Origin of the sequence: Nocardia sp. NPDC056064 (genome assembly GCF_042266925.1) — a bacterium.
In the GTDB taxonomy this organism is placed as follows: Bacteria; Actinomycetota; Actinomycetes; order Mycobacteriales; family Mycobacteriaceae; genus Nocardia.
Map to the genome: position 1 here is coordinate 1,661,087 of NZ_JBHJWO010000001.1, position 25,981 is coordinate 1,687,067.

Annotated in this window: 19 protein-coding genes and 4 tRNA genes; 7 read left to right on the plus strand and 16 right to left on the minus strand. The window is 70.3% G+C overall.

Translation table 11 applies throughout. The features are described from left to right. Window positions 1-3 precede the first annotated feature (3 nt). The 10 genes from ACFC06_RS07660 to ACFC06_RS07705 all read right to left on the minus strand — a co-directional run bounded on the left by ACFC06_RS07660 (window position 4) and on the right by ACFC06_RS07705 (window position 14,450). Entirely contained in the window at window positions 4-564 is a 561-nt protein-coding gene (locus ACFC06_RS07660) for an HIT domain-containing protein (RefSeq protein WP_375928913.1), read from the minus strand. After that, complete coding sequence (thrS, locus tag ACFC06_RS07665) at window positions 561-2,663, minus strand: threonine--tRNA ligase (RefSeq protein WP_375928915.1); 2,103 nt, start codon at window positions 2,661-2,663, stop codon at window positions 561-563. Before thrS ends, ACFC06_RS07660 begins: the two co-directional genes overlap by 4 nt. Window positions 2,664-2,824: 161 nt before the next feature. Continuing rightward, the gene (locus ACFC06_RS07670; protein WP_375928917.1) at window positions 2,825-3,496 is read right to left on the minus strand and encodes a (2Fe-2S)-binding protein; all 672 of its coding nucleotides are present in this window, start codon (window positions 3,494-3,496) and stop codon (window positions 2,825-2,827) included. Further along, a complete protein-coding gene (locus tag ACFC06_RS07675; RefSeq protein WP_375928919.1) occupies window positions 3,493-3,984 on the minus strand; it encodes a TIGR02611 family protein in 492 nt (163 codons plus the stop codon). Before ACFC06_RS07675 ends, ACFC06_RS07670 begins: the two co-directional genes overlap by 4 nt. A 44-nt stretch (window positions 3,985-4,028) precedes the next feature. Beyond that, the gene (locus tag ACFC06_RS07680) at window positions 4,029-6,254 is read right to left on the minus strand and encodes a SulP family inorganic anion transporter (protein ID WP_375928921.1); all 2,226 of its coding nucleotides are present in this window, start codon (window positions 6,252-6,254) and stop codon (window positions 4,029-4,031) included. Window positions 6,255-6,491: 237 nt separating this feature from the next. Beyond that, window positions 6,492-8,714 carry a SulP family inorganic anion transporter gene (locus ACFC06_RS07685; RefSeq protein WP_375928923.1) on the minus strand — a complete coding sequence of 741 codons (2,223 nt, stop codon included), beginning with the start codon at window positions 8,712-8,714 and terminating at the stop codon, window positions 6,492-6,494. Between the two features lie 192 nt (window positions 8,715-8,906). Beyond that, entirely contained in the window at window positions 8,907-10,133 is a 1,227-nt protein-coding gene (locus tag ACFC06_RS07690) for a VWA-like domain-containing protein (protein WP_375928925.1), read from the minus strand. Beyond that, window positions 10,130-11,347, minus strand: coding sequence for an AAA family ATPase (locus ACFC06_RS07695; protein ID WP_375928927.1), 1,218 nt, complete (start codon window positions 11,345-11,347; stop codon window positions 10,130-10,132). The genes ACFC06_RS07690 and ACFC06_RS07695 overlap by 4 nt, the downstream gene beginning before the upstream one ends. A 52-nt stretch (window positions 11,348-11,399) precedes the next feature. Next, window positions 11,400-12,686 carry a hypothetical protein gene (locus ACFC06_RS07700; protein WP_375935274.1) on the minus strand — a complete coding sequence of 429 codons (1,287 nt, stop codon included), beginning with the start codon at window positions 12,684-12,686 and terminating at the stop codon, window positions 11,400-11,402. A gap of 249 nt (window positions 12,687-12,935) precedes the next feature. Next, complete coding sequence (locus tag ACFC06_RS07705) at window positions 12,936-14,450, minus strand: glyceraldehyde-3-phosphate dehydrogenase (RefSeq protein WP_375928929.1); 1,515 nt, start codon at window positions 14,448-14,450, stop codon at window positions 12,936-12,938. Between the two features lie 315 nt (window positions 14,451-14,765). Between ACFC06_RS07705 and ACFC06_RS07710 the strand changes: the two genes are divergently transcribed. Further along, window positions 14,766-16,139 (plus strand): cutinase family protein, encoded by a 1,374-nt coding sequence (locus ACFC06_RS07710; protein ID WP_375928931.1) that lies wholly within the window; start codon window positions 14,766-14,768, stop codon window positions 16,137-16,139. An 11-nt stretch (window positions 16,140-16,150) separates the two neighbouring features. Here the strand turns inward: ACFC06_RS07710 and ACFC06_RS07715 are convergent, their stop codons facing one another. From ACFC06_RS07715 to ACFC06_RS07735, 5 genes are all read right to left on the minus strand, one after another. Then, window positions 16,151-16,363 carry a multiprotein-bridging factor 1 family protein gene (locus ACFC06_RS07715; RefSeq protein WP_375928933.1) on the minus strand — a complete coding sequence of 71 codons (213 nt, stop codon included), beginning with the start codon at window positions 16,361-16,363 and terminating at the stop codon, window positions 16,151-16,153. A 196-nt stretch (window positions 16,364-16,559) separates the two neighbouring features. Further along, window positions 16,560-17,534 carry a helix-turn-helix transcriptional regulator gene (locus ACFC06_RS07720; RefSeq protein WP_375928935.1) on the minus strand — a complete coding sequence of 325 codons (975 nt, stop codon included), beginning with the start codon at window positions 17,532-17,534 and terminating at the stop codon, window positions 16,560-16,562. A 141-nt stretch (window positions 17,535-17,675) separates the two neighbouring features. Then, the gene (locus ACFC06_RS07725; RefSeq protein ID WP_375928937.1) at window positions 17,676-18,308 is read right to left on the minus strand and encodes a GNAT family N-acetyltransferase; all 633 of its coding nucleotides are present in this window, start codon (window positions 18,306-18,308) and stop codon (window positions 17,676-17,678) included. Beyond that, window positions 18,305-19,411: a ThiF family adenylyltransferase gene (locus tag ACFC06_RS07730; RefSeq protein WP_375928939.1), complete on the minus strand. Its 1,107-nt coding sequence runs from the start codon at window positions 19,409-19,411 to the stop codon at window positions 18,305-18,307. The genes ACFC06_RS07725 and ACFC06_RS07730 overlap by 4 nt, the downstream gene beginning before the upstream one ends. A 376-nt stretch (window positions 19,412-19,787) precedes the next feature. After that, a tRNA-Val gene (locus tag ACFC06_RS07735) sits at window positions 19,788-19,859 on the minus strand. Between the two features lie 425 nt (window positions 19,860-20,284). On the opposite strand from ACFC06_RS07735, the gene ACFC06_RS07740 reads away from it, so the two are divergent. The 5 genes from ACFC06_RS07740 to ACFC06_RS07760 all read left to right on the plus strand — a co-directional run bounded on the left by ACFC06_RS07740 (window position 20,285) and on the right by ACFC06_RS07760 (window position 23,070). Then, window positions 20,285-20,357, plus strand: a tRNA-Gly gene (locus ACFC06_RS07740). A 40-nt stretch (window positions 20,358-20,397) separates the two neighbouring features. Beyond that, window positions 20,398-20,468 (plus strand) — tRNA-Cys (locus ACFC06_RS07745). A gap of 1 nt (window position 20,469) precedes the next feature. Next, window positions 20,470-20,544: transfer RNA gene (locus ACFC06_RS07750), tRNA-Val, on the plus strand. Between the two features lie 205 nt (window positions 20,545-20,749). Beyond that, window positions 20,750-21,823, plus strand: a complete 1,074-nt coding sequence (gene mraY, locus ACFC06_RS07755) for a phospho-N-acetylmuramoyl-pentapeptide-transferase (protein WP_375928941.1) — start codon at window positions 20,750-20,752, stop codon at window positions 21,821-21,823. A 59-nt stretch (window positions 21,824-21,882) separates the two neighbouring features. Next, window positions 21,883-23,070 (plus strand): hypothetical protein, encoded by a 1,188-nt coding sequence (locus tag ACFC06_RS07760; RefSeq protein ID WP_375928943.1) that lies wholly within the window; start codon window positions 21,883-21,885, stop codon window positions 23,068-23,070. Here ACFC06_RS07760 and ACFC06_RS07765 read toward each other — a convergent pair. Then, window positions 23,036-23,989 (minus strand): hypothetical protein, encoded by a 954-nt coding sequence (locus ACFC06_RS07765; protein ID WP_375928945.1) that lies wholly within the window; start codon window positions 23,987-23,989, stop codon window positions 23,036-23,038. The genes ACFC06_RS07760 and ACFC06_RS07765 overlap by 35 nt on opposite strands. 373 nt (window positions 23,990-24,362) lie before the next feature. On the opposite strand from ACFC06_RS07765, the gene ACFC06_RS07770 reads away from it, so the two are divergent. Next, window positions 24,363-25,981 (plus strand): hypothetical protein (locus ACFC06_RS07770; protein WP_375928947.1); only part of this gene is annotated, 1,619 nt, incomplete at its 3' end.

The window sequence follows — 25,981 nt, forward strand, 5'->3', positions numbered from 1 at the left end:
TTGTCAGTCCTCCCACGCCTCCGCCAGCAGCTGCCGCGTCTCGCGCAACAACTGCGGCATCACTTTCACCCCGCCGACCACGGTGATGAAGTTCGCATCCCCACCCCAGCGCGGAACGATGTGCTGGTGCAGGTGGTCGGCGAGCGAACCACCGGCCACCCCGCCGAGGTTGAGGCCCACGTTGAATCCGGCGGGCCGGGAGACCCGTTTCATCACGCGAATGGCCTGCTGGGTGAAGGCCATCAGTTCCGCGCTCTCGGCGGGCGTGAGGTCCTCCAGGTCGGCTACCCGGCGGTACGGCACCACCATCATGTGCCCCGGGTTGTACGGGTACAAGTTGAGCACGGCGTAGACCAGTTCGCCGCGGGCGATGATCAGCCCGTCCTCGTCCGACATCTTGGGGATATCGGTGAACGGGTGCCCGGTGGCGTCCTTGGGCTTGACCGCGCCGGTGATGTAGGACATCCGGTACGGCGTCCACAGCCGCTGCAACCGGTCGGGCTGCCCGGCCCCGGCGTCGGCGATCGACCCCGCCGACGCCTCGGAGGCAATACTCTCGCTCATGCTGTCTCCGACGCGGTGACGACCTCGAACCCGTCGGCGGTGGGCGAGGTGTTCACGCGGTGACCGATCCACTGGAGGACGGTGGCGATCGCGTCGTCCACCGGCACCCCGTTGACCTGGGTGCCGTCGCGGAAGCGGAAGCTCACCGCGCCCGCCTCCACATCACGGGCACCGGCCAGCAGCATGAACGGCACCTTCTGGGCGGTCTGGTTGAAGATCTTCTTCTGCATCCGGTCGTCGCTGCGGTCGACCTGCGCGCGCACCCCGGCCGCACGCAGCCGCTCGATCACCGCGTCCAGGTGCGGGGCGAAGTTCTCCGCCACCGGGATACCGACCACCTGCACCGGCGACAGCCAGGCCGGGAACGCGCCCGCGTAGTGCTCGGTGAGCACACCGAAGAACCGCTCGATCGAGCCGAACAGCGCGCGGTGGATCATCACCGGCTGCTGCTTGGTGCCGTCGGAGGAGGTGTACTCGAGGTCGAAGCGCTCGGGCAGGTTGAAGTCGAGCTGGATGGTCGACATCTGCCAGGTGCGGCCCAGCGCGTCCTTGGCCTGCACGGAGATCTTCGGGCCGTAGAACGCGGCGCCGCCGGGATCGGGCACCAGGTCCAGGCCGGAATCGGTGGCCACCTTGCGCAGGGTCTCGGTGGCCTCCTCCCACAGCTCGTCGGAGCCGACGAACTTCTTCGGGTCCTTGGTGGACAGCTCGAGGTAGAAGTCGTCGAGGCCGTAGTCGCGCAGCAGCGAGAGCACGAACTGCAGCGTGGTGGTGAGCTCCGCGTGCATCTGCTCCTTGGTGCAGTAGATGTGCGCGTCGTCCTGGGTCATGCCGCGCACGCGGGTCAGGCCGTGGATCACGCCGGACTTCTCGTAGCGGTACACCGAGCCGAACTCGAACAGCCGCAGCGGCAGCTCCCGGTAGGAGCGGCCCCGCGCGCGGAAGATCAGGTTGTGCATGGGGCAGTTCATCGGCTTGACGAAGTAGTCCTGGCCGGGCTTGCGTACCGTGCCGTCCTCGTTGAGTTCGGCGTCGAGGTGCATGGCCGGGAACATGCCGTCGCGGTACCAGTCGAGGTGACCGGAGACCTCGAACAGGTGGCCCTTGGTGATGTGCGGGGTGTTGACGAACTCGTAGCCCGCGTCGATGTGGCGCTGCCGCGAGTACTCCTCCATCTCCTTGCGGATGATGCCGCCCTTGGGATGGAACACCGGCAGGCCCGAGCCGAGTTCGTCGGGGAAGCTGAACAGGTCCAGCTCGAGACCCAGCTTGCGGTGGTCGCGGCGTTCGGCCTCGGCCAGCAGGTGCAGGTACTCCTCCATCGCCTCGGTCGATTCCCAGGCGGTGCCGTAGATGCGCTGCAGGTCCTCGCGGTCCTGGTCACCACGCCAGTAGGCGGCCGAGGAGCGGGTGAGCTTGAAGGCGGGGATGAACTTGGTGGTGGGGATGTGCGGGCCGCGGCACAGATCGCCCCAGATCTTCTCGCCGGTGCGCGGGTCGAGGTTGTCATAGATGGTCAGCTCGTTGCCGCCGACCTCCATGATCTCCGGGTCGTCGATGCCGGACTTGTCGCTGATCAGCTCCAGCTTGAACGGTTCCTTCGCCAGCTCGACGCGGGCGTCCTCGACCTCGACCACGCGACGCGAGAAGCGTTGCGCGCCTTTGACGATCTTCTTCATCCGGGACTCCAGCTTGGCCAGGTCCTCGGGGGTGAACGGGCGCTCGACCCGGAAGTCGTAGTAGAAGCCGTCCTTGATCGGCGGGCCGATGCCCAGCTTGGCCTCGGGGAACTCCTGCTGCACCGCCTGGGCCAGCACGTGCGCGGCCGAGTGCCGGATCACGCTGCGGCCGTCCTCGGTGTTCGCGGCGACGGCCTCGACCTCGACGTCTTCGTCCGGGATCCAGGACAGGTCCTTGAGCGCGCCCTCGGCGTCGCGCACGACGACGATGGTGTCCGGGCCCTTGGTCGGCAGTCCCGACTCCCGCACCGCCGCGCCCGCGGTAGTCCCGGCCTGCACCCGGACGAGGGCGACAGGACTGATGGGTGCAGAGGTGGTCACGGGGAAGCTCTCCTTGACGTCGGTGTCTACCGGGTCCATCCGGTAGTTACGCAGGGTCCATCCTGCGACCCGCCCATGCTATCGGGCGAGTCGACCGGCTGTGTCGACGGACCGGGGCCGCGTGTTGTGCGGCGGACACGCGCCGCGGCCGCCGGACGGTGCGCGGCGCCGGCGACGCCGGACCGGCGACGGCGGCCGGATCAGCTGGACGGGCCCGCGGTCTCGGCCAGGAGTGCGGCCCGCTCGGCGGCGGGACGTTTCGGGCAGCTCGTGCACATCTGGCAGCCGCGCACCTCGTAGACCAGGCAGCAGGAGATCCGTTTGACGAAGGTGCGCGTACCGACGGTGACGAACCGCGGCGCCAACAGCCGGGCGCCCACATCGGCGGCCAGGCGCGCGCCCACCTCGGGGGCGCCGGCGTCGAGTGCGCGGTTGCCCACGGCGTCGGCCACGATCGCCCACAGCGCGGGCATGCCCGCCCCGGAGACGGCCGAGACCTGGGCGATCACGGCGGCCAGGGTGGCCCGCAGCGCGTCGCCGACCTCCTCGGCCGCGCACGCGCCGCGCTCCCCGCCGACATCCGAGCGCACGGCACGCCCGTCGGCGTCGACCGGCACCCGCCGGAACCGCGCGTGCTCGACGCCGCCGTCCGGGCGGACCTCGCAGTCGAATTCGCCGAGCGCGGCGACCGGGGCCGGGCTGCCCACCGCGTAGGCCCGCGTGATCGGCCCGACCAGCGTCGAGGCGACCATGCACCACCACAGCGTGCCCGCGACCCGGGGCACGTCGGTGCCCCAGGTGCGGCCCATCTCGTCGATGCGCGCGGCGACCCACGCGGGATCGGTGAGCCGCTGTCCGGGGACGGTGCTCACGACATCAGGGGACTGTGCAACCACGGCCAATCGACTCCGATCCACCCTGCCACCATCGAATATGTGCCGAGCAGCCACAACGTCACGACGACGAGGGCGAAGGTCGCCACCGCCCCGAGCACCTTGATCGTCCAGCCGCGCGAGGTGTACCAGTCCATGACGGTCCGGTACTTCCCGCGGACCCACCGCAGGGTGTGATGCGCCCAGACGAACTCGGTGGCCAGGATGCCGAATCCCGCGAAGACGAGTGCCCAGCCCGGGCCGGGATACGGGATGGTGACGATCCCGACGAGCAGGACCACGCCACCGACCAGTCCGACCACGACGCGATAGCCGAAGTTCAGGGTAGGGCGGTCGGCGATGCGTTCCCGGAAGGCGCGCAGGCGGTCTTTGGTACGTGTCCACCGGTCCGGTGCCTCGGTGGAATCCCCCGGGTCACCGGAGTCGAGGTCGGCGCGGGTGGCGTCGGCGGTCGGCTCGCTGATCATCGTTCCAGACTACGAGCCGACCGCCGCGGGTGCTCGACCCCGGATCACAGCGTGACCGGGAGCTCCCCGTCGATCGTGCGGACCGTCTCCGCGGTCACCTCGACCACCCGCGCGCCCGCGATGTCGAAGAACAGACCCGAGACCACTACCCCGCGCTCGGCGATCGCGCGGCGCACCACCGGATGCCGCTGCAGCGTCTCGAGCTGCACGGCGACGTTCACCATGCTCAGCTGGTCGACCTCGCCGTATCCGGCCGCCCCGGCGGCCACGGCCACCGGGTGCCCGTCGCGGAAACGCTCCAGGCTCGGCGCGGCGTGCCCGAGCCAGGAGTTCAGCCCGCCCGCGGTCTCGGCGCCCGCGTGGACGGCCTTCATCGCGCCGCACGAGGAGTGCCCGCACACCACCACCGAGCGCACCGCCAGTTCCTCGAGCGCGAACTCCAGTGCGGCCTCGACGGAATCGTCGCCGTGCAGCGGCACCAGGTTGCCGATATTGCGGACGGTGAACAGGTCACCGGGCCCGCTGCTGGTGATCACATTGGGCACGATCCGCGAATCCGAGCAGGTCAGGAAGAACGAGTGCGGGTCCTGGCTGTCGCGCAGTTCGTCCAGGTGCGGGCGCACCACGTGCGCGTGACTGCGATGGAACGCCGAGACACCGGCGGCCACCACGTCCCCACCGGGCTCCGGCGTGCGCCAGGGCCCGAGCAGCTCGTCCCACACCTGACGCCCGAACCCGCGCGCGGGCGGCGCGGCGGCCGCACCGGCCATCCGCGCACTGCCGATCTCGACGAAATCGACACGGCCACCGCTGCTCTCCTGCTGACGCTGCCATTCCTCGATGGCCTCGAAGGCCGCGTGGTCGAGGAAGTCGACGGTCATCTCCACCGTCACGTCGGCGCCCGCGGGCACCTTGGCCAGCTCACCGGAGAGTTTCGGCAGTGCCAGGAAGGTGCAGGAACCGTCGATGCTCACCAGCCACCGCGGCCCGTCGAGGGCGACCGCGCTCACCTGGACCCGGACCACCCGCCACAGCAGCAGGCCGAAGGCCAGGGCCAGCCCGATGATCACGCCCTCGAGCAGGTTGAGGAACACCACCGACAGGATCGTCACCACGTAGACCAGCAGGTCACCGGTGCGCCGGGCCAGCCGGATGTGGGCCAGTTTCACCAACTGGATGCCGATCACGATCAGCAGCCCGGCCAGCGCGGCCGTCGGGATCTGCTCGACCAGCGCCACCAGTGCCACCGAGAACAGCAGCAGCCAGCAGCCGTGCAGGATCGCCGAGGCACGGGTGCGCGCACCGGCCTGCACATTGGTGGCGCTGCGCACGATCACGCCGGTGATCGGCAGACCACCCGCCAGGCCCGACAGCACATTGGCCGAGCCCTGACCGATCAGCTCACGGTCGAAATTGGTGCGTGGGCCGGTGTGCATCTTGTCGACGGCCACCGCCGAGAGCAGGCTCTCCACGCTGGCGATGAGCGCGATGGTGAGCACCATCATCGCCACCGCCGACCAGTCGCCCGAGGGCAGGTGCGGCAGTTGCAGCGCGTCGAAGAGCGAGCCGTCGATGACGATGCGGTCCACGTCGGTGGGCAGCAGCAGCGAGAGCAGGGTGCCCGCCACGACGGCGACCAACGGTCCCGGCACCGCACGCAGCTTGGGCGGCATACGTTTCCAGCCCAGCATCACCGCGATCACGGTGGCGCCGACCAGCGCGCCACCACCGTGCAGGTCCAGCAGCTGACCGGGCAGTTCGAGCAGATTGCGCAGCGCGGTGCTGTGCGAGGACCCGCCGAGCAGCACATGGATCTGCTGCAGCGCGATGGTGATGCCGATGCCGGCCAGCATCGCGTGCACCACCACGGGGGCGACGGCGAGCGCGGCACGCGCGATCCGGCTGAGGCCGAACAGGATCTGTAACACCCCGGCGGCGACGACGATGAAACAGGTGACACGCCAGCCGAAGGTGGCGATGGATTCGGCGACCACGACGGTCAGGCCCGCGGCGGGGCCACTGACCTGCAAGACCGAACCACCGAGCAGACCGGCGACGACACCGCCGATCACGGCGGCGACGAGTCCGGCGGCGACGGGTGCGCCGGAGGCGACCGCGATGCCCAGCGACAGGGGCAGCGCGACCAGGAAGACCACGATGGACGCGGGAAGATCGTGGCGCAGCAGCGTGCGCTGCCACGCGGGGCGGGAAGACCCGCCGGGTACTTCGGCCTCGGGACGAGGCGGTGCGAGATCGTTTTCTACAGACATGACTCTCCTTCGCCGACTCGGCGCGCGGCCGAGGTCGGTCGACGATCAACTTGTCCAGTACGGGCAGAGACCGCGAACCGGCTTCTCACGGTGAAGCTCACGAAATCCCGGTGCGACGATGGACCGGGCAGGCCATCCAAACTATTGGTAAAGAAATGGCAAAACCAGTGTGCCGCACAAAGAGTGGGCCTCGCCATAACCGCAGGCCCGCTGTGGTGTGACCCACACCGGCCGGGCTCACACCGGCTCCGCGGCCAACCCGCTGCGCCGGTCGTCGAACTCGGCGATCCCCTCGGCGGTGACCTCGATCACCCGCGCGGTGGCCAGGTCGAAGAACAGACCCGAGACCACCACCCCGCGTTCGCGCATCCCGCTGCGGACCGCTGGATAGGCGACCAGCGTCTCGACCTGCCTGGCCACGTTCACCATGCCGAGCTGGTCGATCGGCCCGAATCCGGCCCGCGCCGCCGCCTCGGCCACCGGGTGTCCCTGCTGGTAGGCGGTCAGTGTCGGCTGGGCGTGGGCCAGCCAGTCGTCGAGCCCGGGTCCGGCCTGCACCTGACCGTAGAGCGCTTCCATCGCCCCGCACCCGCTGTGCCCACACACCACCACCGTGCGCACGTCGAGTTTGTCGAGCGCGTAGATCAGCGCGGCCTCCACCGACACATCGCTGCCGCCGACCGGCACCAGATTGCCGACATTGCGCACGGTGAACAGGTCACCCGGTCCGCTGCTGGTGATCACGTTCGGCACGATCCTGGCATCGGCGCAGGTCAGGAAGAAGGTGTCGGTGTCGGGCCGGTGCCGGAGCCCGTCGAGGTGCGGGCGCAGCAGGTGCGCGTGGCCGCGGTGGTAGGCGGCGATGCCCGCCGCGATCGGGTCGACTCCCCCGGTGCGCCGCCACGGCCGGATCGCCTCGTCGACGGCCTTGCGCGCCTGTCCACGTTCGGGCGGGCCGTCCTGCGCGCGCGCCATCCGCGCGGTGCCCAGTTCGACCACATGCACGGTGCCGCCGACGGATTCGCGTTCGGCCGTCCACTCGGCGAGCAGGTCGCACGCGGCGTGGTCGAGGAAATCCACGCTGAGTTCCACGGTCACCTCGGCCTCGGCGGGCACCTTGGCCAGCTCGGCGGTGAGCTTGGGGACGGCCAGGAAGGTGCACGGCCCCTCGACGCGGACCAGCCAGCCGCCGTCGGGGCGCGGGGTGGCCTCGATACTCACCTTCACCACCCGCCACAGCAGCAGCGCGAACGAGGCGATGAGCCCGATCACCATGCCCTGCAACAGATTCAGCGCCACCACCGCCACCACCGTGATGACGTAGACGTAGAGATCACCGGTGCGCCGCGCGCGCTTGATGTGCGCCAGCTTCACCAGCTGCACCCCGATCAGCACCAGCAGCCCGGCCAGCGCCGCCGTCGGGATCTGGCGCACCAGCCCCACCAGGGCCAGCGCGAACACCAGCACCCAGCAGCCGTGCAGCACAGTGGACGCCCTGGTGCGCGCCCCCGCGTTGGCATTGGTGATGCTGCGCACGATGACCGCCGCGACGGGCAGTCCACCGAGCAACCCCGAGGTCATGTTCGCCGCGCCCTGACCGAGCAGTTCCCGGTCGAAGTCGGTGCGCCGCTCGGGCCGCATCTTGTCCACCGCGACCGCCGAGAGCAGCGTTTCCACGCTGGCGATCAGCGCGACGGCGAGCATGGTGAGCAGAATCGGCCCCCAGCCGCCGTGCGGCAGCGCGGGCAGCCCGATGCCCTCGAGCAGCGAGCCGTCCAGGTGCACCCGTTCGACACCGAGCGGCAGGACCAGCGACACCACCGTCGCCGCGACCACCGCCACCAGCGGTCCCGGCACCACCCGCACCCGCCGCGGCAGGTACTGCCAGCCGATCAGCACGGCGATCACGAGCAGACCGACGAACAGGCCACCGCCGTGCACCGACATCACCTGATGCGGCAGTGCCAGCACACTCGCCCACGGCGAGCCCACCGTCGTCCCGCCGAGCAGCACGTGCACCTGCTGCAGCGCGATGATCACACCGATCCCGGCGAGCATGGCGTGCACCACCACCGGCGCGATGCCGAGCGCGGCACGCGCGACCCGGCTCAGCCCGAACAGGATCTGCAACACCCCGGCCCCGACGGTGATGAAACACATGGCGGCCCAGCCGAATTGCTGCACCGCGCCCGCGACCACCACGGCCAGACTGGCCGTGGGCCCACTGACCTGAATCGACGATCCGCCGAGCAGCCCGGCGACCACACCGCCCACGGCCGCCGCGATCAACCCGGCCACGACCGGGGCACCGGAGGCCAGTGCGACACCCAGCGACAACGGCAGCGCGACCAGGAACACCACCAGCGACGCCGGAAGATCTTGCCGTAGAACGGAACTCAACGCGGAACCCGGTGGCGAGCTCGCCGTCGTGGTCGGGCCAGGATCATTGTCGGTCATCATTCTCCTTCGCCGGGCGAAGGAGCCCGGTTCATCGGTCGAACATGGCACTGGCAATAGATGCTGAGCTGCGAGAACGGACCCGAGACACAGGGTCGGGCCAATAGTAAAGACTTACCCAAGCGCACGAAAAGCCGGTCGCGGAATTGCTACGGAAATGTGACGTGCGCCACATCGCATGAATCCGTGTGGGCCTCAGCCGATGTCGACCACCCGGGCCCAGGCCGGCGGCCGGTCCGGCACGTACGCACTGTCCTCGCGCCAGGTCCGCGGGCGCGGGAACAGCCCGACCACGGTCCGGCAGGGCGGCTGGGCCGACGGCCACGGGGTCTGCCCGTCGGTCAGGGCGACCAGTACGTCCGGTCGCGGCGTGGTCCGCAACGCTCGGGTGAACCCGGTCCGCAGGTCGGTGCCGCCGCCACCCATCAGCGTCATCCCCTCGGCCTGGCACAGCGGCCCGGCCAGGTGCACCGCCGCGTCACAGGAGAACACGGTGACCAGATCCCGGCGACCACCCACCGCGTGCGCGATGGCGGCGACCTCGAGCAGCGCGCTGCCCAGTTCGGCGTCACTCACCGACCCCGAGGTGTCGATGACCACGCTGACCTTCGGCGGCATGCGCCGCAGACTCGGCAGCACCACCCCGGGCAGCCCCGCCGAGCGCCGGGCCGGGCGCCCGTAGGTGTAGTCCGCGCCCGCACCGGCCGCCGCGGCCGCCGAGCGGACCGCGGCCCCGAGCAGCTGACGCCACGGCTGCGGCGGATGCAGTGCCCGCTCGGCCCAGCGGCGCCACCCGCGGGGCGCGTTGCCCGGACGGCCGGTGATGCCCTGCGCCACCCGGAAACGCACCGCGGCGCACTCCTGCTCGCTGAGCCCGTCGGCGCCGTCGGGCCCGAGCTCCCACTCGCGGTCCGCGCCGTCGGCACCGCTGCCGCAGTCGAGCCAGGCCATGGCCGCGGTGTGCGGGCCGAGCCGGAACTCGCGCAGGTACTCCTCCATGAGCTGCCCGTCGCGCAGTCCCAGGCTCGCCGGGGTGACCGCGTGCTCGAGCGCCACCAGCCCGTCGCCGAAGGCGTCGTCGTTGATCTCGGCGTCGGCGGCGATGTTCATCCGCAGTCGTTCGGCCGGGCCGCTGAGCTCGTGTTCCCTGGCGAACCGGTCGCTGCGCGCGTGGTGCTCGCGCAGCAGGTGCGACACCTCGTGCACCAGCACCGAGGCCAGTTCCTCCACCGGGGTCCGGTCCACGAACACGGGCGAGACGTAGCAGCGCCAGTACCGGTCGACGCCCATCGTGGGAACCTGCCGCGAGACGACGAGGTGCAGGGCGTAGAGGGCGGTCGCCAGATAGGGACGGGCCGAAACCGCCTGCAGCCGTGCGGCATAGAGCTTGCCGGAGTCCAGTCCGGCCAGGTCCCCGGTCATCGGCCCACCCGCGCGGCGGCACGCTCGGCCCGCTGCGATACCGACACCATGCCCGCCAGCCGCTCGATCGAAGCGGGCACGGTCCAGTCGTCGCGGCGCAGCGCGGCCAGGGTGGTCGCGGGCACCACCACCAGGTCCGGGGCACCGGTCTCCACGGCGGTGGCCAGCAGTGTCCACGCCGCGTCCCAGCGCGCCCGCTCCGGCCGTTGCCGCACCGCCGCCACCACCGCGTCGAGCGCGGCCTGACGCAGGTCGCCGCGGGTGGGCAGCTCGGCGGCCGACGGGTCGGCGAGCAGCACTTCCGGGTCGGGCAGGTCCATCCGGTCGATGCTGGTCAGCAGCTCGAACCCGGCGCCTTCGCCGACCGCGCCGCGCACCAGCAGCGAGAGCACATCGCGTCCGGCACCGGCCGCGGTGGCGAAGGCGATCAGCCGCACGGTCGCCTCCCAGCTGCGCGGCGAGGGCCACGCACCACCGCGACGCGTCTCGGTGCTGGGCAGCTGGTGGACCAGCTTCGGCCGCGCGGCCAGCAGCTCACACACCGCACGCCGTGCGAAAGCCACTGCCTCGGAGAGCTTTTCGGGCGCGAGGGCGGGCAGGGTCGCCCGGGGCCAGGTGCCGCCGAGGCCGCGGACCACCACGTCGTGGTCGTGCACCCATTGCAGATGCACGAACCGGTTGGCCAGCGGCGGGCTCAGCTCCCAGCCGTCGGCCGCCGAGGAGCGCGGGTTGGCCGCCGCCACGATCCGGACCCCGGCGGGCAGTTCCAGCGCCCCGATCCGCCGCTCCAGGACCAGGCGCAGCAGCGCGGCCTGCACAGCGGGTGGCGCGGTCGACAGTTCGTCGAGGAACAGCAGGCCACGGCCGGTGCGGGCGAGCTCCACCGCCCAGTCCGGCGGTGCCATCGGCACGCCCTGGGTGGCCGGGTCGTCGCCGAGCACGGGCAGGCCGGCGAAGTCGGAGGGCTCGTGCACACTGGCGATCACGGTGGTCAGCGGCAGGTCGAGGGAGTCGGCGAGCTGGGTCAGCGCGGCGGTCTTGCCGATTCCCGGCTCGCCCCACAGCAGCACCGGCAGATCGGCGGCCACGGCCAGGGTGAGGGCTTCGAGCCGGGTGTCGGGGCGAGGTTCGGTGCGTACGTCACCGAGCAGGGCGAGCAGGTCGGCGGCGACATCGAGCTGCGCGGCAGGACGGGTCGGGGCGTGAACAGACATGTGTGAATCACCTTGTGGTCGTGGGAAGTTCGGGAGGTGCGCGACAGGCGCGTCAGGATCTGACGGCGTGGCGCGGATGACCGCCGCGCACGCGACGGGCCGAGCGCGGCGGCAGCGGGAAGGTCTGGCCGGGTGCGGACAGTCCGGCCCGGAACAGGCCGTAGGTGGTGCGCCGATCCGCCGACTGCCGCAGCGCGTCGAGCAGTGGGCCCTCGCGCAGCGCCGCCGCGGGACCGAGCAGGCCCTCGACGACGGCCAGCGCCCCGGCGATATCGCCGTGATCGAGTCGTTCGCGGACACCGGCCAACCCGTCGGGGCGGCGGTGCGCCTGGTCGATCACCCGCAGGCAGGGCAGTGGCGTGCCGGTCAGCGCGACGAGTAGTTCCTCGCGGCGCAGCTCGGCCGGATCGTGGTCCAGCGCGGTGAGCACCCCGTCGACCATGCCGATGCGGTGGCGTTCACCCCGGCAGAGCACGACCTGCTGCCCGCTCGTGGCGTGCGGCCGCGAGCCGACGGGCGTGCTGCCCGGTACGAGCGCCGCGGCGACGAGCGGATGCAGCCGATCGGCGGTGATCGCGCCCGCGTGGAGCAGGGCCAGATCGGGCAGGACCCAGGTGGCGGCATCGGGCAGGACCGGCAGCCGGACGCCGCGCGGCGAGCCGGGCGCGATCCGCACGCACGGCCCGGTGAGGTCGAGCACCACCTGCCGCCGGGCGCCGTAACGCACCTGCACGAGCCCGCCGCTCGCCCCGTCGGCCCGCAGCATCAGGGCGGCCTCGGCGGCCCAGCGGTGCACGGCACAGGTGTCGGGCACCTGCACGGGGAGCGGGGAATCGTCACGACCACCGAGCGCCCACGATTCCGGTTCGGTGGTGTCGTGCGGTACGCCCGCGCGCATGCGCAGTTCGTGTGCGCGCCGCGCGTCCCACAGGTGCCGGTGCAGGTCGAGCCGGAAGCGCCGGTGCGGCCGTGGATGCGGATGCCCTGACCCACCGGTTCCGTCCGACAGCGCGAGCACGAGCCGCTGACCGGCATCGGCCCAGGCAGGCGCGGTGCGGACCACCAGCGATACCCGGTCGCCGGCTCCCCCGCCGGGGTCGTAGCGGGCCAGGGGAATCGTCAGACCCGGCCGCAGCAGCCCGTCGGGCGCGACACGAGGCAGATGCCAGCGCAGCAGGTCCGGGGCCAGCTGCCGCAGGTCGGCCCGCACACGCGCGGCCGTCTCGCGACCGTGGCTCCGGGTCAGCGCCCGCAGATCGAGGTCGACATCGACCCCGGCGGTGGCGCAGGCCCCGGCCCAGTCGCCGACGCGGCGCCGGGCAGTGGCGGTCTCGATCATCGCGGCGGGGACGGCGTATTCGCGCACGCGCAGCCAGAACGACAGCCGGGAATCAGCGGAAGAATCCCCGTGATCGGGGAGAAGGGAAGCCGGTTCGATGACCGGCCGGGGGCTCAACGGCCCGGGCGCAGAACGCCCTTTCGACGAGATGTCATGTGATCAGTATGCACAGGCGGCCCCGCCCGGTCCACCCCGGACACGACGAACGGGACCCGGCGAGTCCGCCGGGTCCCGTTTCGCGAGAGGTGACTAGACCGCCGAGGTGGCGGGCTCGCGCGCCTCGGACTGCGCGGTGACCTGCGGGTAGGTCGGGTATTCGATGCCCGAGATGTACTGCACGGTCCGCACCACCTGGCAGGAGTAACCGAACTCGTTGTCGTACCAGACGTAGAGGATCGCGGTGTCGCCCTCGACGATGGTCGCGTTGGCGTCGATGATCGAGGCCGCGCGCGAGCCGATGAAGTCGCTCGAGACCACGTCGGTGGCCGCGGTGTAGTCGAGGTTGCGGCTCAGCGGCCCGGCCAGCGAGACGCCACGCAGGTAGGCGAGCACCGCTTCCTTGGTGGTCTCCTGCTCGAGCTGCAGGTTCAGGATCGCGACCGAGACGTCCGGCGTGGGGACGCGGATCGAGTTGCCGGTGATCTTGGCCTTGAAGTCCGGCATGGCCTTGGCGACCGCCGAGGCCGCGCCGGTCTCGGTGAGCACCATGTTGAACGGCGCCGAACGGCCGCGGCGATCGGCCTTGTGGAAGTTGTCGAGCAGGTTCTGGTCGTTGGTGAACGAGTGCACCGTCTCCACGTGACCACGCACGATGCCGAACTCGTCGTCGATCGCCTTGAGCGGCGGCACGATGGCGTTGGTGGTGCAGGACGCGCAGGAGTAGATCTGCTGCGACAGGTCCAGCTCGCGGTGGTTGACGCCGTGCACGATGTTGGGCACGTCACCCTTGCCGGGCGCGGTGAGCACGACCTTCTCGATACCGGGGCGCAGGTGCTGGGACAGGCCCTCGCGGTCGCGCCAGCGGCCGGTGTTGTCGATCAGGATGGCGTTGTCGATGCCGTAGTCGGTGTAGTCGATCGTGGTCGGATCGTTGCTGTAGATGAACTTGATGACGTTGCCGTTGGCGGTGATCGTGCTGTTCTCGGTGTCGACCTTGATCGTGCCGTTGAAGGCGCCGTGCACCGAGTCGCGACGCAGCAGCGAAGCGCGCTTGACCAGGTCCTCGTCGCCGCTCTTGCGCACGACCACGGCCCGCAGCCGCAGGCCGTTGCCCGAGCCGGCCTTCTCGATGAGCAGGCGGGTGACCAGGCGGCCGATCCGGCCGAAGCCGTAGAGCACCACGTCGCGCGGACCCTGCGGCTGCGCCTTGTTGCCGTCGAGCACGTCGGCCAGCACGTCGGCGGCGAACTCCGCGATCGAGCGGTCGCCACCCTCGGCACGGTAGGCCTTCACCAGCTGGCCGAGGTCGATCTTGCACGGGCCGAGGTCGAGCTCGCTGAGCACCTGCAGGAAGGGCAGCGTCTCGTCGACCGAGAGCTCCTCGCCCTCGATCTGCCGCGCGAAGCGGTGCGTGCGCAGGATGCTGATCACCGACTTGTTCACCAGCGAGCGGCTGTGCAGCAGGATGGTCACGCCCTTGCTCCGGTACAGCGTCCCGATGATCGGGATCATCGCCTCGGCGGCTGCTTCCTGAGCGTTCCAGCGGTCAAGTTGTTCGGTAGTCACAGGCGTCCTCAGGTTCTTCGATCGGTACGGCAGATCCATGCTATTGAGGCCGGCGATTTTCACCGAAACCGGCTCCCCGATCGTGAGGTCATCGTTCAGGCGCACAAAAAACGCCAGGACGGCGGTCCTGGCCCTGTGGTGTGGTTCCGGCCGGTTTCGAACCAGCACTGTGACACTACAGAACGAACCTCACACGGCACAAAGCGGCCACGAACGGTCGACCCGGGGACATTCTGAAATGAAACTGTGTCTGAAAGCGCCGACGGAACCGGCGGCGAGTCGCCAGAATTGGCCACGACGGCTCGGCGCGCTGCCGAGCCCGCGAATATCCTTCGGCGACAGAGGAATCCGACGATGAACAGGTTGTCGAGATCGGCCGCGGCCACCGTCGTGGCGGCCGTCGTCGCGGTCGGGACCGCCGCGGTCGGCATCGCCCGGGCGGAGTCTCCCGGTGCGCAGCCCTGTACCCCGTACACCGCGATCTTCGGGCCGGGGACCTGGGAGACCACGCCGGACGCCGATCCCGCGGTGCCCGTCGGCATGCTCCGGCCCGTCGGCGACGGCCTGCGCCAGCGGCTCGGCCCGGACATCACGGCACTCTATGTCCCCTATGCCGCCAGCGCCTTCGACCAGGGCCTGAGCTATGCGGAGTCGCTGAGCACCCTGGAAGCCCGCTTGCGTCAGATCCTGCGTGGCCTGTGCGGATCGACGCGGGTCGTCCTCGCCGGTTACAGCCAGGGCGCGGACGGCATCGGCGATCTGGCCACCGAGATCGGCAACGGCGACGGTCCGATCGATGCCGATCGCGTGGTCGGTGTCGGGCTGCTGGCCGACCCGCACCGCGACCCGCGCACGACACTGTCGCTGGGTGATCCGCAACCCGGCCGCGGCATCGCCGGAACGCGCAGCCGCGACTTCGGCGCGTTGACCGAGCGGGTGCGCACCCTGTGCACCGACGGCGACCTGTACTGCTCCCTCGACGCCGCCACCTCCCCGTTCCTCGCCGCGGTCGGCCGGGTCCTCAGCGGTGATCCCGCACCGATCGCGGACGTCGTCCCCGCCACGATCGATCCCCGCACCCTGATCGCTCAGGCCGTCACGCTGGGCGCGGGCTGGACCGCCACCGCGGCGAACCTGCCCGCCATCCTCGACGACCTCACCCGGCTCCCCGAGTACGTCACCGCGGGTGACATCCGCGGCGCGCACCAGACCGCGCGTGATCTCAACGCCGCCCTCGCCCCGCTGGTGGAGGCCGCGGCGGGCGTGGATCGGGTCCTGGTCGCCCAGGTGATCCGCGCGGCCGCCGCGGCCGACCCCTCCGGCCGGACCGCGGGCGTCAGCGTCATCGCCGACGCCCTCGTCGACATCGATTTCCTGCGCATCGCCGACGGAGTCGGCCGCATTCAGGAAATCCTCTGGCGTGCGGTCGAATCCCTCGATCGCCACGACCCCGTCGCCGCCGCCGGTGACCTGGCGACCCTGGTCACCACCGGCGCCGACCTGACCGGCTCCGTGCTCGGCCCGGTCGCCGCAGGCATCCGGGCGGACCTGCGCGCGACCACCCGAACCCTGCTCAGCATCACCGACCCCGCCACCGTCGACGAACTCGTCCAACTGGGCCGCCAGGGCGTGGACATGGCCACCTTCTACGCCTCCTCCGCCCACCTCGACTACGGCGACGACGTCCAGATCCTCCTGAGCTACCTGAGTTCCCGGGTCGCTTCGTAGCGGCGATCAGATCAGCACGACACGGCATCTCCGGGGGAGCTGTCCAGACGCACTCCCAGTACCCTCCTCAGCTCGCCCGCGCTGTCGGCGCTGGGCGTCACCACATCGCGTTCCCAACGGCTGATCTGGTTTCCGTCCCTGATCCCGATCCAGTCGGCCAACTCCGCCTGCGTGAATCCGGAGGCCATCCTCGCCGCCCGAATCGCTTTGCCGATAGTGGACATGGTCTCCCCTCTCTCTCGATGCCCTCGGCGCGGACTGGATCGGAGCGGGTGCCCGTCGGCGGATTGCGTGCTCCTGAAGCGGTCTCGCGCAGCCACATTCGAACGATAAGGGGCAATCGGCCGACGAAAGATGCTGTGGCTGCACGGCAACTGACTCTGCACGCACGAACTTGCGTCGCCCGGCGCGCAACCCCGGCTACTCCGGAGCGGTGTCCCCTTCGGTGACGCTGCGGCGCCAGTCCCGTGGCGTCATCCCGAACGCCTCCCGGAATCGCCGGGTGAAGTGCGCGGGGTCGCGGAAACCCACGGCACCGGCCACCGCGGCGATGGACCGGTGCGCGTAGCCCCGGTCGACCAGCATGTCGCGGGCCCGGACCAGGCGCTGTTCGATGATCCACTGCTCGAGGCTGATCCCCGACTGCGCGCAGACCTTGTACAGGTGCCGCACCGAGATGTTGTTGGCGGCGGCGATACCGGGGATCTTCAGCGCCGAATCGGCCAGGTGTGTGCGCACGTACCCGAGGATCTGCTCGATCAGCAGCTGGTCCGGGATGGCCGCGCCGTCACCGGGCCCGCGGCCCGCCGCCGAGATCAGCAGTGCCCGAATCATTTCCAGGCAAGACTCACCTACCGCGGCGGCGGCAGGATCGGCTTCGAGCTGGTCGGCGATCCCGACCAGATGTTCGATCTGCGCCTTCACCATCGGATACAGCGGTGAGGCGGCCAGCCGCCCGTGCGCCGCGGCGACCGTTTCCACGGAGATGCCAAGGCGCTGGCGGGACAGTTGCAGGCACAGCGTTCCGCCGAGACCGTGCCAGCCGGAGGCGAAGGTGGTGGCCAGGTCGATCACTTCGCAGGAGCCGGGCTCGATCAGCGTCTGCGTACCGAACTGTTCGTGCTTGCGCAGCTGTCCGTTCTGCACGGTGACGGTCAATGTGTCACTGGGCGTGGAGCGTTCGTGCCTGCTGGTTCGGCACACCTGGTGACCGGAGACCTCCGAGCGGGTGAGCGCGATCGGCCCCAGCATCCAGGACTGGTGCCTGCTGACCACTTCGGCCGGCGCGTCCCACATCCGCAGGTTCGCGCCGAGGTCGGCCTCCTGCAGGATCGCGGTGACCGCTTCCCGGCGGTCCGCCGGCGCGAAATAGTCGGAGTCGATCAGCACTGCCATGGGTGATCTCCACTTCGGATCTCGCCGGCGGCGGAGTGCCTCCCGTCGCCGGCCGCTGCGCGTTTCGGGTGGGGGCGATTCCGCGATGCTATCGCGCCACGGCACGCCCCGAGCCCGATTCGCCAGGGTCACCCGACGGCTTCACCGGCCCGCGGTGGCGGATTCCCTTGCCGCGGTGGGCCGCAGCGCGAGGATGCGACGTTCGGCGGCGGTCGCCGTAGCAGCCCATTCCGGTCGCAGCGCCGCATAAGTGCACACATCGTGCCACCGGCCCTGCGTGCGGTAGAGCTGCCGCAGCCGAGCCTCCGGTGTCAAGCCCACTCCCGACATCACCGTGTCCATCACCGGGTGATCGTGGCGGTGCCCCGCCCACACCCGATGGATCCCGAGCGGCCCGAAGGCGAAGGCAGCCACCAGTCGCCCCGCCTCGATCCCGCCCGCGCGCAGCGCCCCTTCCGGGACCACGACCAGACCGCCGATCATCGCGTTGCTGCCGTAGTCCTCGACCAGCAGGCCGATGGTGCCGACCATGGTGTCGTCGTCCGGTGCGGTGATGGCCAGCGTGTACTTGCGCCGCGGGCTCTCGCCCCGCGCGCGCAGGGACGCGTCGAACGAGGCGGTGGCGGCCTGGACGCCCATGCTGTCGGTGCCCATGTACCGGGTGAGGCGCGGGTCGGTGAAGATCCGCTGGTAGACGTCCAGATCGCCGGCCCGCAGGTCCCGCAGCCGCAGGCGCGTGCCGGTCAGTTCCACATCGCGCAGGTCGACCGTCAACGGGCCGCCTCCATCACCCGCGCGAATTCCGCAGTGCGCTGCTGTCCTATCGCGGGGATCAGTTCGTCGAGGTCGATATAGGTGCGCCCCGACGGGATCAGCTCGCCGAGCAGGATCCGCCGGGCCGTGTCCGCCACCAGCGCACCGCCGAGCATCACCCCGGAGGCGAGTTGCGGCCAGGAGGACAGGCTCCGTCCCATCTCGCCGATCGCGTCCCGCATCACCGGGCTCAGCCGCGGTTCGTCGACCATGGTCAGCAGCAACGACAACTGCTCGCCCCGGTCCATTCTCGCGACATCGGCCGAGGTCGAGCCACCGGTACGGCCGTGGAGCAAGGGGCGTTGGGGTTCGAGATCGAACCGCTCCACATCCAGCAGACCGCGGTCGTTGGTGTCCATCAGGACCGGTATCCCCCGGTCGCGCGCGTACTCGCGGGCGGCGACCTTCGCCCACACCGTGTCGCACTCCTCCACCAGCAGATCCAGCGGCTCGGTGCCGTCGACTCCGTCGAAGAACGGCCCGATCGTGTCCTCGGTCAGCCCGTCCGCGCACACCTCGATGTCGAGATAAGGGTCGATCTCGAACATCTGACGCGCCGCCAGCACCGCTTTGGACACCCCGAGGTCACCGATCCCGGCCCGCAGCCGGTTCAGATTCGACAGCCCCACGGTGTCGAAGTCGGCCAACCGGAACGCTCCGCCGACCCCTTCCATGGCCAGCGTCACCGCGGCACTGCTGCCCACCGACAGCCCGACCACCCCGATCCGCCGGGCACGCAGGTCTCGCTGCTGGGCCCGGTCGATCTTGTTGCGATTCCGGTCGGTGCGCACCCGCTGGAACTCCTCGCGCGGCAGCACATGCGTCAGCCGGCCGTTCCACGCGGAGAACACCCACGTCCCCCACTGCCACAGCGGGGTCGCGCCACAGATCCGCCGTCGCGCCGCGGCCCGCGAATCCGTCGAGTGCGCGACGGCGGGGTCCTCGCTGCGGATCAGCTCGTCGAGCTGATCCTCGATCGTGTCGTGCACCGCGCCGACCGCACCCGAGGCCACCAGCGCTTCCAGATCGCGCCGCCCTTCCCGGCTCGAGGCATCCAGGAGCACGGGACGGAATTCCGTGGGTGCAACACCGGGCGAGAGAACCGCCGGCCGCGGAACCGAGCGATACGGGACCATGTGTGCGCGAACCTCCAAACCTCGCGAGGCGAACGGCCGCCCGCCCGCCTCTGTCGTCCAGGACGCGCACAGGATACCGTCAGCACACTTTCAGCAAATCGATCTCCGGTCCACCGGCATGGCGCGGCGGAACAGGAGCCGAACTGGGGCTATGAACGATCGCATCGGCGACAGGAGACGACCAGCTCCGACGCCGATTCCCCATCTCGCAATGCCCCCGCAAGCGACGCCGGGGAGCGCCGGAACCAGCCGACGAAAAATGGCTGCCCGGACATGTGAACCATGTCCGGGCAGCCATTGTGCGTGGTCCCAGCTGGTTTCGAACCAGCGACCTTCCGCGTGTGAGGCGGACGCTCTCCCGCTGAGCTATGGGACCCAACCTTCGTTCGAGTGGCCGTAGCGGGCCTCTCGAACGAGATGGAACATTAGCACGGTGCACCGGCATGACACCAAATCGCCTCGTGAACGGGGGGTTCGGGATCCTCAGCCGTTCTTTCGTCCGCGCCGATCGCTCACGACTCCACCCCCACTCGAGGCGCACACATATTGTGATGCGCATATCCACGTCTCTCGATGTCGATCGCCTGGGCGCGATCCGACCACGCGAGGGCCGAGCGAGCGCATCTGGCGCCCACAGGCCGGTGAACACTTCCCCACCCCGACCTGAACGACACCCGTGTAATTCGCATTCATGCCCGTCTACCAGGCGATTTGTAGTCTGCGTCGAACGTCGGCTAATGTTCTCATCGCACCACGGAGGACAGCGAAGCCGCCAGGCCGACAGCCTCCGGAAGTGTGAATGCGGATGTAGCGCAGCTGGTAGCGCATCACCTTGCCAAGGTGAGGGTCGCGGGTTCGAATCCCGTCATCCGCTCGAGAGGTAGGTTAGGCATCTTGCCAATCCTCCTTTGCGCGGTGGAGTGGCCGAGTGGTGAGGCAACGGCCTGCAAAGCCGTGCACACGGGTTCGATTCCCGTCTCCACCTCGCGCGATTAGCTCAGCGGGAGAGCGCTTCCCTGACACGGAAGAGGTCACTGGTTCAATCCCAGTATCGCGCACCACAAGTAGGGCCCCGGTTTCCGCCGGGGCCCTACTTGCGTTTCACCCGCGAACATCCTGGTCAGCCACCGGGTGATCCCGGCTGGGCGACCGGCCTGTAACGCAGGTCACTCTGCGGGCACGGTGCTGGTGGCTCCCCTAGGATCGGCACTCGGCGTCGCCGGGAGGGTCGGGTGACGCGGACCGGCCACGTGGAGGGGCGAGTATTTGAGGCAGATCCTGTTGGCGGCGGGGATCGCACTGGTCGTGACCATCACGCTCACCCCGGTGCTGATCCGGGTGTTCGCGCGGCGTGGGTTCGGGCAGGAGATCCGGATCGACGGGCCGGCCAGCCACCACACCAAACGCGGCACCCCGACGATGGGTGGGCTGGCGATCGGTGCGGGTGTGTGGGCCGGATATCTCGGGTCGCACCTGATCGGGATGCTGTGGGGTGCCTCCGGGCCCAGCGCGTCGGGCATCCTGGTGCTGCTGCTGGCCTCGGCCCTCGGCATCGTCGGGTTCCTCGACGACTCGATCAAACTGCGCAAGCACCGCAACCTCGGTCTCACCGCGGCGGGCAAGTACATCGGCCAGATCGGCGCCGCGGTGGTGTTCGCGATCCTGGTGCTGCGCTTCCCCGGCGCCACCGGGCTCACCCCGGCCAGCCGCAACCTTTCGTATGTGCGCGACATCAGCACCATCTCCTTCACCTCGCTGTTCTTCGTCGCGTTCATCGTGCTGCTGGTGGTGGCCTGGTCGAACGCGGTGAACATCACCGACGGCCTCGACGGCCTGGCCGCGGGCTCGATGAGCCTGACCCTCGGCGCCTACGTGGTGATCACGCTGTGGCAGTACGACAACTCCTGCGAGATCAGCCCCGGCCGCGCCTGCTACACCGTGCGCGACCCGCTCGATCTGGCGATGGTCAGCGCCGCGGGTGCCGCCGCGTGCATCGGCTTCCTCTGGTGGAACGCCGCTCCGGCGAAGATCTTCATGGGCGACACCGGTTCCCTCGGCCTGGGCGGACTGCTCGCCGGGCTCTCGATCACCAGCCACACCGAACTGCTCGCGGTGGTGCTCGGCGCGCTGTTCGTCGCCGAGATCATGTCGGTGGTGCTGCAGATCGTGGTCTTCCGGACCACCCACACCCGGCTGTTCCGGATGGCCCCGTTCCATCATCATTTCGAGCTCAACAACTGGCCGGAGACGGCGGTGATCATCCGGTTCTGGGTGCTGGCGGGCATCGCGTCGGCGACCGGCCTGTGCCTGTTCTACAGCGAGTACCTCACCGCGCTCTGACCCGGAGCTGTCGGTGTCCCCCGCTACGCTGACCCGAGGCGAGCGAGGGAGGTTGCACGGTGAGCACCGCGAGCGAGGTCGGCCACGATATCGCCACCGAGGTCTCGTTCGAGCTGGAAGAGCTCGACGAACTGGTCGGTGAGCTGCTCGTCGACCATGCCGAGCGCGCGGCCCGCGACGCGCGGATCGTGGCGCTGCGTCTGGGAATCGGCGGCAGGCGCCCGGAGACCCTCACCCGCATCGGCGCCCGCTACGACCTGGCACGCGACCGGGTCCGCCAGCTCTACGCCAAGGCGATCGGGCAGATCGTGCGGGAAGCGGCCCGCTCCGGACACCGTTCGGCGGCGGTGTTCACCCACCGCTACCCGCGCGAAGCGGGCGATCTGCGGCTGACGCACGCGCTGCTCGCCGAGACCTACGCCACCGACACCGACCTGGTGGCCATGGAATGGTCGTATCTGAAGCTGCGCCTGGCCGGGCACGACCAGGCCGACGCCAAACGGGTCGCGGGCTATGTGATGCAGCGAATCCTGGGCTGGCAGAAGAAGACCGCCAGCATCCTGGCCAAACTCCACTCCCCTGCCGACGACACCGACGACCTCGACGCACTCCTCGCCGGAATCGAGTGGCCCACGGGTTCGCCCGCTCCGCTGCCCACCGCGTCGGCGCGTGCCATCGACCGTGACGACGACGGCCGCGGCCGCTTCTACCTGGCCAAGGCAGGCCGCGAGGTGGCCTACGATTCCGCGCTCACCGCCCGCCTGCTGCGCACCCTCGACGCCGCGCCCGCCGTCGCCGCGTTCCAGGAGGAACCGGTGGCGCTGAGCTATCGCTTCGACGGCGCGGACCACGAGCACTACCCGGCGGTCGCGGCGCGGCTCACCGACGGTCGCGCCGTGCTCGTCGATGTGGTGCCGCTGGGCCGGATCGCCTTCCACCACACCCGGATCGAGAGCGACCTCGCCCGCGCCTACGCGCACGAGCACGGCTGGGGCTGGCTGCCCTGGACCGGCAGCGCGCTCGGCCCCGACCGATTACGCGCACGCCCCATCGACCCGGCGGTCGAACAGCGCGTCAGCGACGATCTGGCCCAGGCGCCCTACGACCGGGCCGCGCTGGCCGCGCTGTGCGCCGACACCGGCCTGGACCTGCTCGACCTGGCCGGGCTGGTGCTGCGCAACGACTGGCAGTGGGACCGGATACCGCTGCGGCTCAGCGCACCACCATCGCCCCGGCCAGGAGCGTGACCACCAGCAGCATCGCGCAGCAGGTGAGCCACTGCCACTGATTGATGGTGCGATCCATCCGCCCGATCGTCGCGCGCAGACCGGCGGCGATGCGCTGCTGGGCGAGCAGTTCGCTGCGCACCCCGGCCAGGGTGATGGCCTCGGCGTCGGCGTTCACCCCCGCGCGGTCGATCCGGTTGTGCAGCCGCGTCACCAGCTTCTGCTTGTCGCGCACAGTCTGGCGGGAGACCGCCAGTTCCACGCGCTGATCGCGCAGCTCGCGGCGCTGATGCTCGATCATCGCGGCCTGCGCCGCGGTATGCCGTTCCCAGGTGCCCACCTCGGCCCACCCTCCTGTCGTCAGATCCCGATGGCCCCACTCGATCTCGCCGGCCACCCAGCCCTCGAGGAAGTCACGCAATTCCGTGCTCGCCTGCACGGGAGCGGCGAAGCCCGACTCCCCCGCGGTCAGCATGCCCTGGTCGATGCGGTAGTCCGCGGCCGCGGGAGCGAAGTCGGTGACGCCGACCGCGGGGACCAGCGGCACCCAGTAACCCTGCGGGCAGACCCACAGCACGTCGTCGATTCCGGCCGCCTGCAGGCGTTTCCGGTGTTCGCGCGCGGCGGTGATGTCGAGGGGCCCGCTGTGCACCTCGACCACGCAGCGGCGCTCGCCACGACGCCAGTAGATGTCGACGGGGATGTCGCCGACCAGGGTGTCCACTTCGGCCTCGTCGGCGCCCGCGGCGGTGAGCCTGCCGCAGATCCAGTGCTCGAGTCGCTGGGTGTTCCATTGCGCGGCCGCGCATTCGGGACAGCCGCACCCATAGCCGGTTCGTTCGGGAGCCGCACGACGACCACCCTCGGAGATACCGAGCTCGTCGAGCAGAGCTCGTCGTCCACACACCACCTGGGTGTCGCTGCGCCGCGTCGTCCTCACACCATCACTCCCTCACCAAGGGCATCTCGCCCGCGCCCTGGACACCAGGTTCCCGCAGCGACCGACACGCCGCCAGCCCCCTTGACCCGCGCTCGGGTGCGTCATCGATCGGTGAGCGAGATCACACACGCGACACGACCTGCATATCAAGCTATTTCATTGTGCCGACGTCGCAGAACGTCCCCGAGATCTTGATCATTTCGATACACAGACCGGGCCTGTTGCGTGTCCTTTTCCTCCCGATCCGGAAACGCGTCGGCGTGTCCCCGATCGGCGGGCCAGGCCAGCACGACGACGCACGCGGCGGCAGCGGTGGATATGATCGCTGCGGCCGAGGCGGGCCCGCTCGCCTACCACGGGAAGTAGGGTGTGCATGAACCACGCGGAGCACGACGAAACCATCGGGTCGATGCTGGCGAGTATCGCCGCGGCGCTGCGTGAGGTCAGCGAGAAGCTCGATGTGGTCGCCGCCCGTGTCCAGCAGGAGGTTCCGCCCTTCCCCGGCGACGACGATGTTCCCGACCAGATCCGCATCCGCAGGCTGGAGTCGTGGGCTTTCCATGCGTCACAGGACATTTCGCGGTTGAGTTCCCGGCTGGACGCGCTCGACGGCGGCGATCCCGAGCCGGGACCCCGCGGTCCCGCCCGCACCACCCCCAGTCGCCGCGAGGTGCGCGAGGCCGCCGAAGCCGCGGAGCGGGCGGCCGAAGCCGTCGCACCCGAACCGCCTGCGCCGCACCCCTTCCGCAATATCGACGGCGCGCGGCCGCCACTGGAGCGCAGGCAGTCCGCCCTGCGCCCCACCGCGACCGACCACCTGGGCGATCCCACCTGGCCGATCACCGTCACCCCCGTGCCCCGCGCGGCGCACGTGCCCAGCGGGGTCGCGGTGGTCACCGTCGACCGCGACAGCGACCTCTCCACAGAGGTGGACGAAAGGCACAGCGCCGCAATACCCGTCGAAGAGCCGACCACCCACGCCGGGCATTCCCCTGCGGGCACCGGCGGTGATGAGCTGTCCGCCACGGGGACCGGCCGGCGGAACGGTGTGTCGCTCGATCGGTCCGGGTCGCAGCGCGGCACGTCCGCGGGGTCCACCGCCGAGGAGCGCCGAGGCGACACCGGGCGCCCTGCTCCCGCGACGAACGGATTCGCCGCCGGCGGAATCGATTCCGATGCCGGGACGCGACGTCCGGGCAACGACGTGGAGGACGCGTCGGCCGAAGCAGGGAAGGCCGGTGGAGTGGCCGCGGGGATCGGTGCGCCGACACGAGGACAGGAAGTCGCGCGGCAGGATGTCGATGCCTCGGCTCGCACCGATACCGGAACAACCGAACGCTCGGCACCCCAGCGCCTTTCGGATCCCGGTTCCGTACAGTCGGCGGGGCACAGCGCCTCGAACGGGTCTCCTGCGCCCGGGGCGGCTGCTTCTCGGCACGCCGGGCCCGATACTGCCGTGCCGTCGGGGTCCGAGGTTTCCGAGCGGGCCGTGTCGTTCTCCGCGCTCAGCAGCACCCGGACCCCGGATGCGGGGGCCGATCGGCGACCGGCCGATGACGGGGACCGGAGCGGCGCCGCAGCCGGACAGCGAGGGACTGCCGACGAGCGACGTCACGATGAGGTCGGCGGACGAGTCACGACGGGCGAAGGCCACCCCGGCGAGATGGTCGACGATCAGTCGTCGGGCCGCGAGGGACATCGCGGTAGGTCGGTCGAGGAACCGGCGATCGCGATCGCGGGTGCGGGTGCGGGTGCGCACAGCGTCGTGGTCGACGGCGTGATCGGCGCTGGTCGAATGCCTGAGACCTCTGCGGACGAGCATCTTTCGGCAACCGCTCCCGAAGTTGCACGATCGACTCCCCCCACCGGTGTCGAACGCGCGCGACCCGCAAGCCGGCTCACCGACGGCCCGTCCCGTACCGAAGACCCGGTTCGTTCGGACGTACCGGCTCATTCCGACAGCCCTGCCGGTTCCAACAGCCTGGCCCGCTC

Coding starts and splice junctions, on each gene's coding strand:
- ACFC06_RS07660 (WP_375928913.1), bottom strand. CDS start 564: ATGAGCGAGAGTATTGCCTCCGAGGCGTCGGCGGGGTCGATCGCCGAC.
- thrS (WP_375928915.1), bottom strand. CDS start 2,663: ATGGACCCGGTAGACACCGACGTCAAGGAGAGCTTCCCCGTGACCACC.
- ACFC06_RS07675 (WP_375928919.1), bottom strand. CDS start 3,984: ATGATCAGCGAGCCGACCGCCGACGCCACCCGCGCCGACCTCGACTCC.
- ACFC06_RS07680 (WP_375928921.1), bottom strand. CDS start 6,254: ATGTCTGTAGAAAACGATCTCGCACCGCCTCGTCCCGAGGCCGAAGTA.
- ACFC06_RS07685 (WP_375928923.1), bottom strand. CDS start 8,714: ATGATGACCGACAATGATCCTGGCCCGACCACGACGGCGAGCTCGCCA.
- ACFC06_RS07690 (WP_375928925.1), bottom strand. CDS start 10,133: ATGACCGGGGACCTGGCCGGACTGGACTCCGGCAAGCTCTATGCCGCA.
- ACFC06_RS07695 (WP_375928927.1), bottom strand. CDS start 11,347: ATGTCTGTTCACGCCCCGACCCGTCCTGCCGCGCAGCTCGATGTCGCC.
- ACFC06_RS07700 (WP_375935274.1), bottom strand. CDS start 12,686: ATGATCGAGACCGCCACTGCCCGGCGCCGCGTCGGCGACTGGGCCGGG.
- ACFC06_RS07705 (WP_375928929.1), bottom strand. CDS start 14,450: ATGGATCTGCCGTACCGATCGAAGAACCTGAGGACGCCTGTGACTACC.
- ACFC06_RS07710 (WP_375928931.1), top strand. CDS start 14,766: ATGAACAGGTTGTCGAGATCGGCCGCGGCCACCGTCGTGGCGGCCGTC.
- ACFC06_RS07715 (WP_375928933.1), bottom strand. CDS start 16,363: ATGTCCACTATCGGCAAAGCGATTCGGGCGGCGAGGATGGCCTCCGGA.
- ACFC06_RS07720 (WP_375928935.1), bottom strand. CDS start 17,534: ATGGCAGTGCTGATCGACTCCGACTATTTCGCGCCGGCGGACCGCCGG.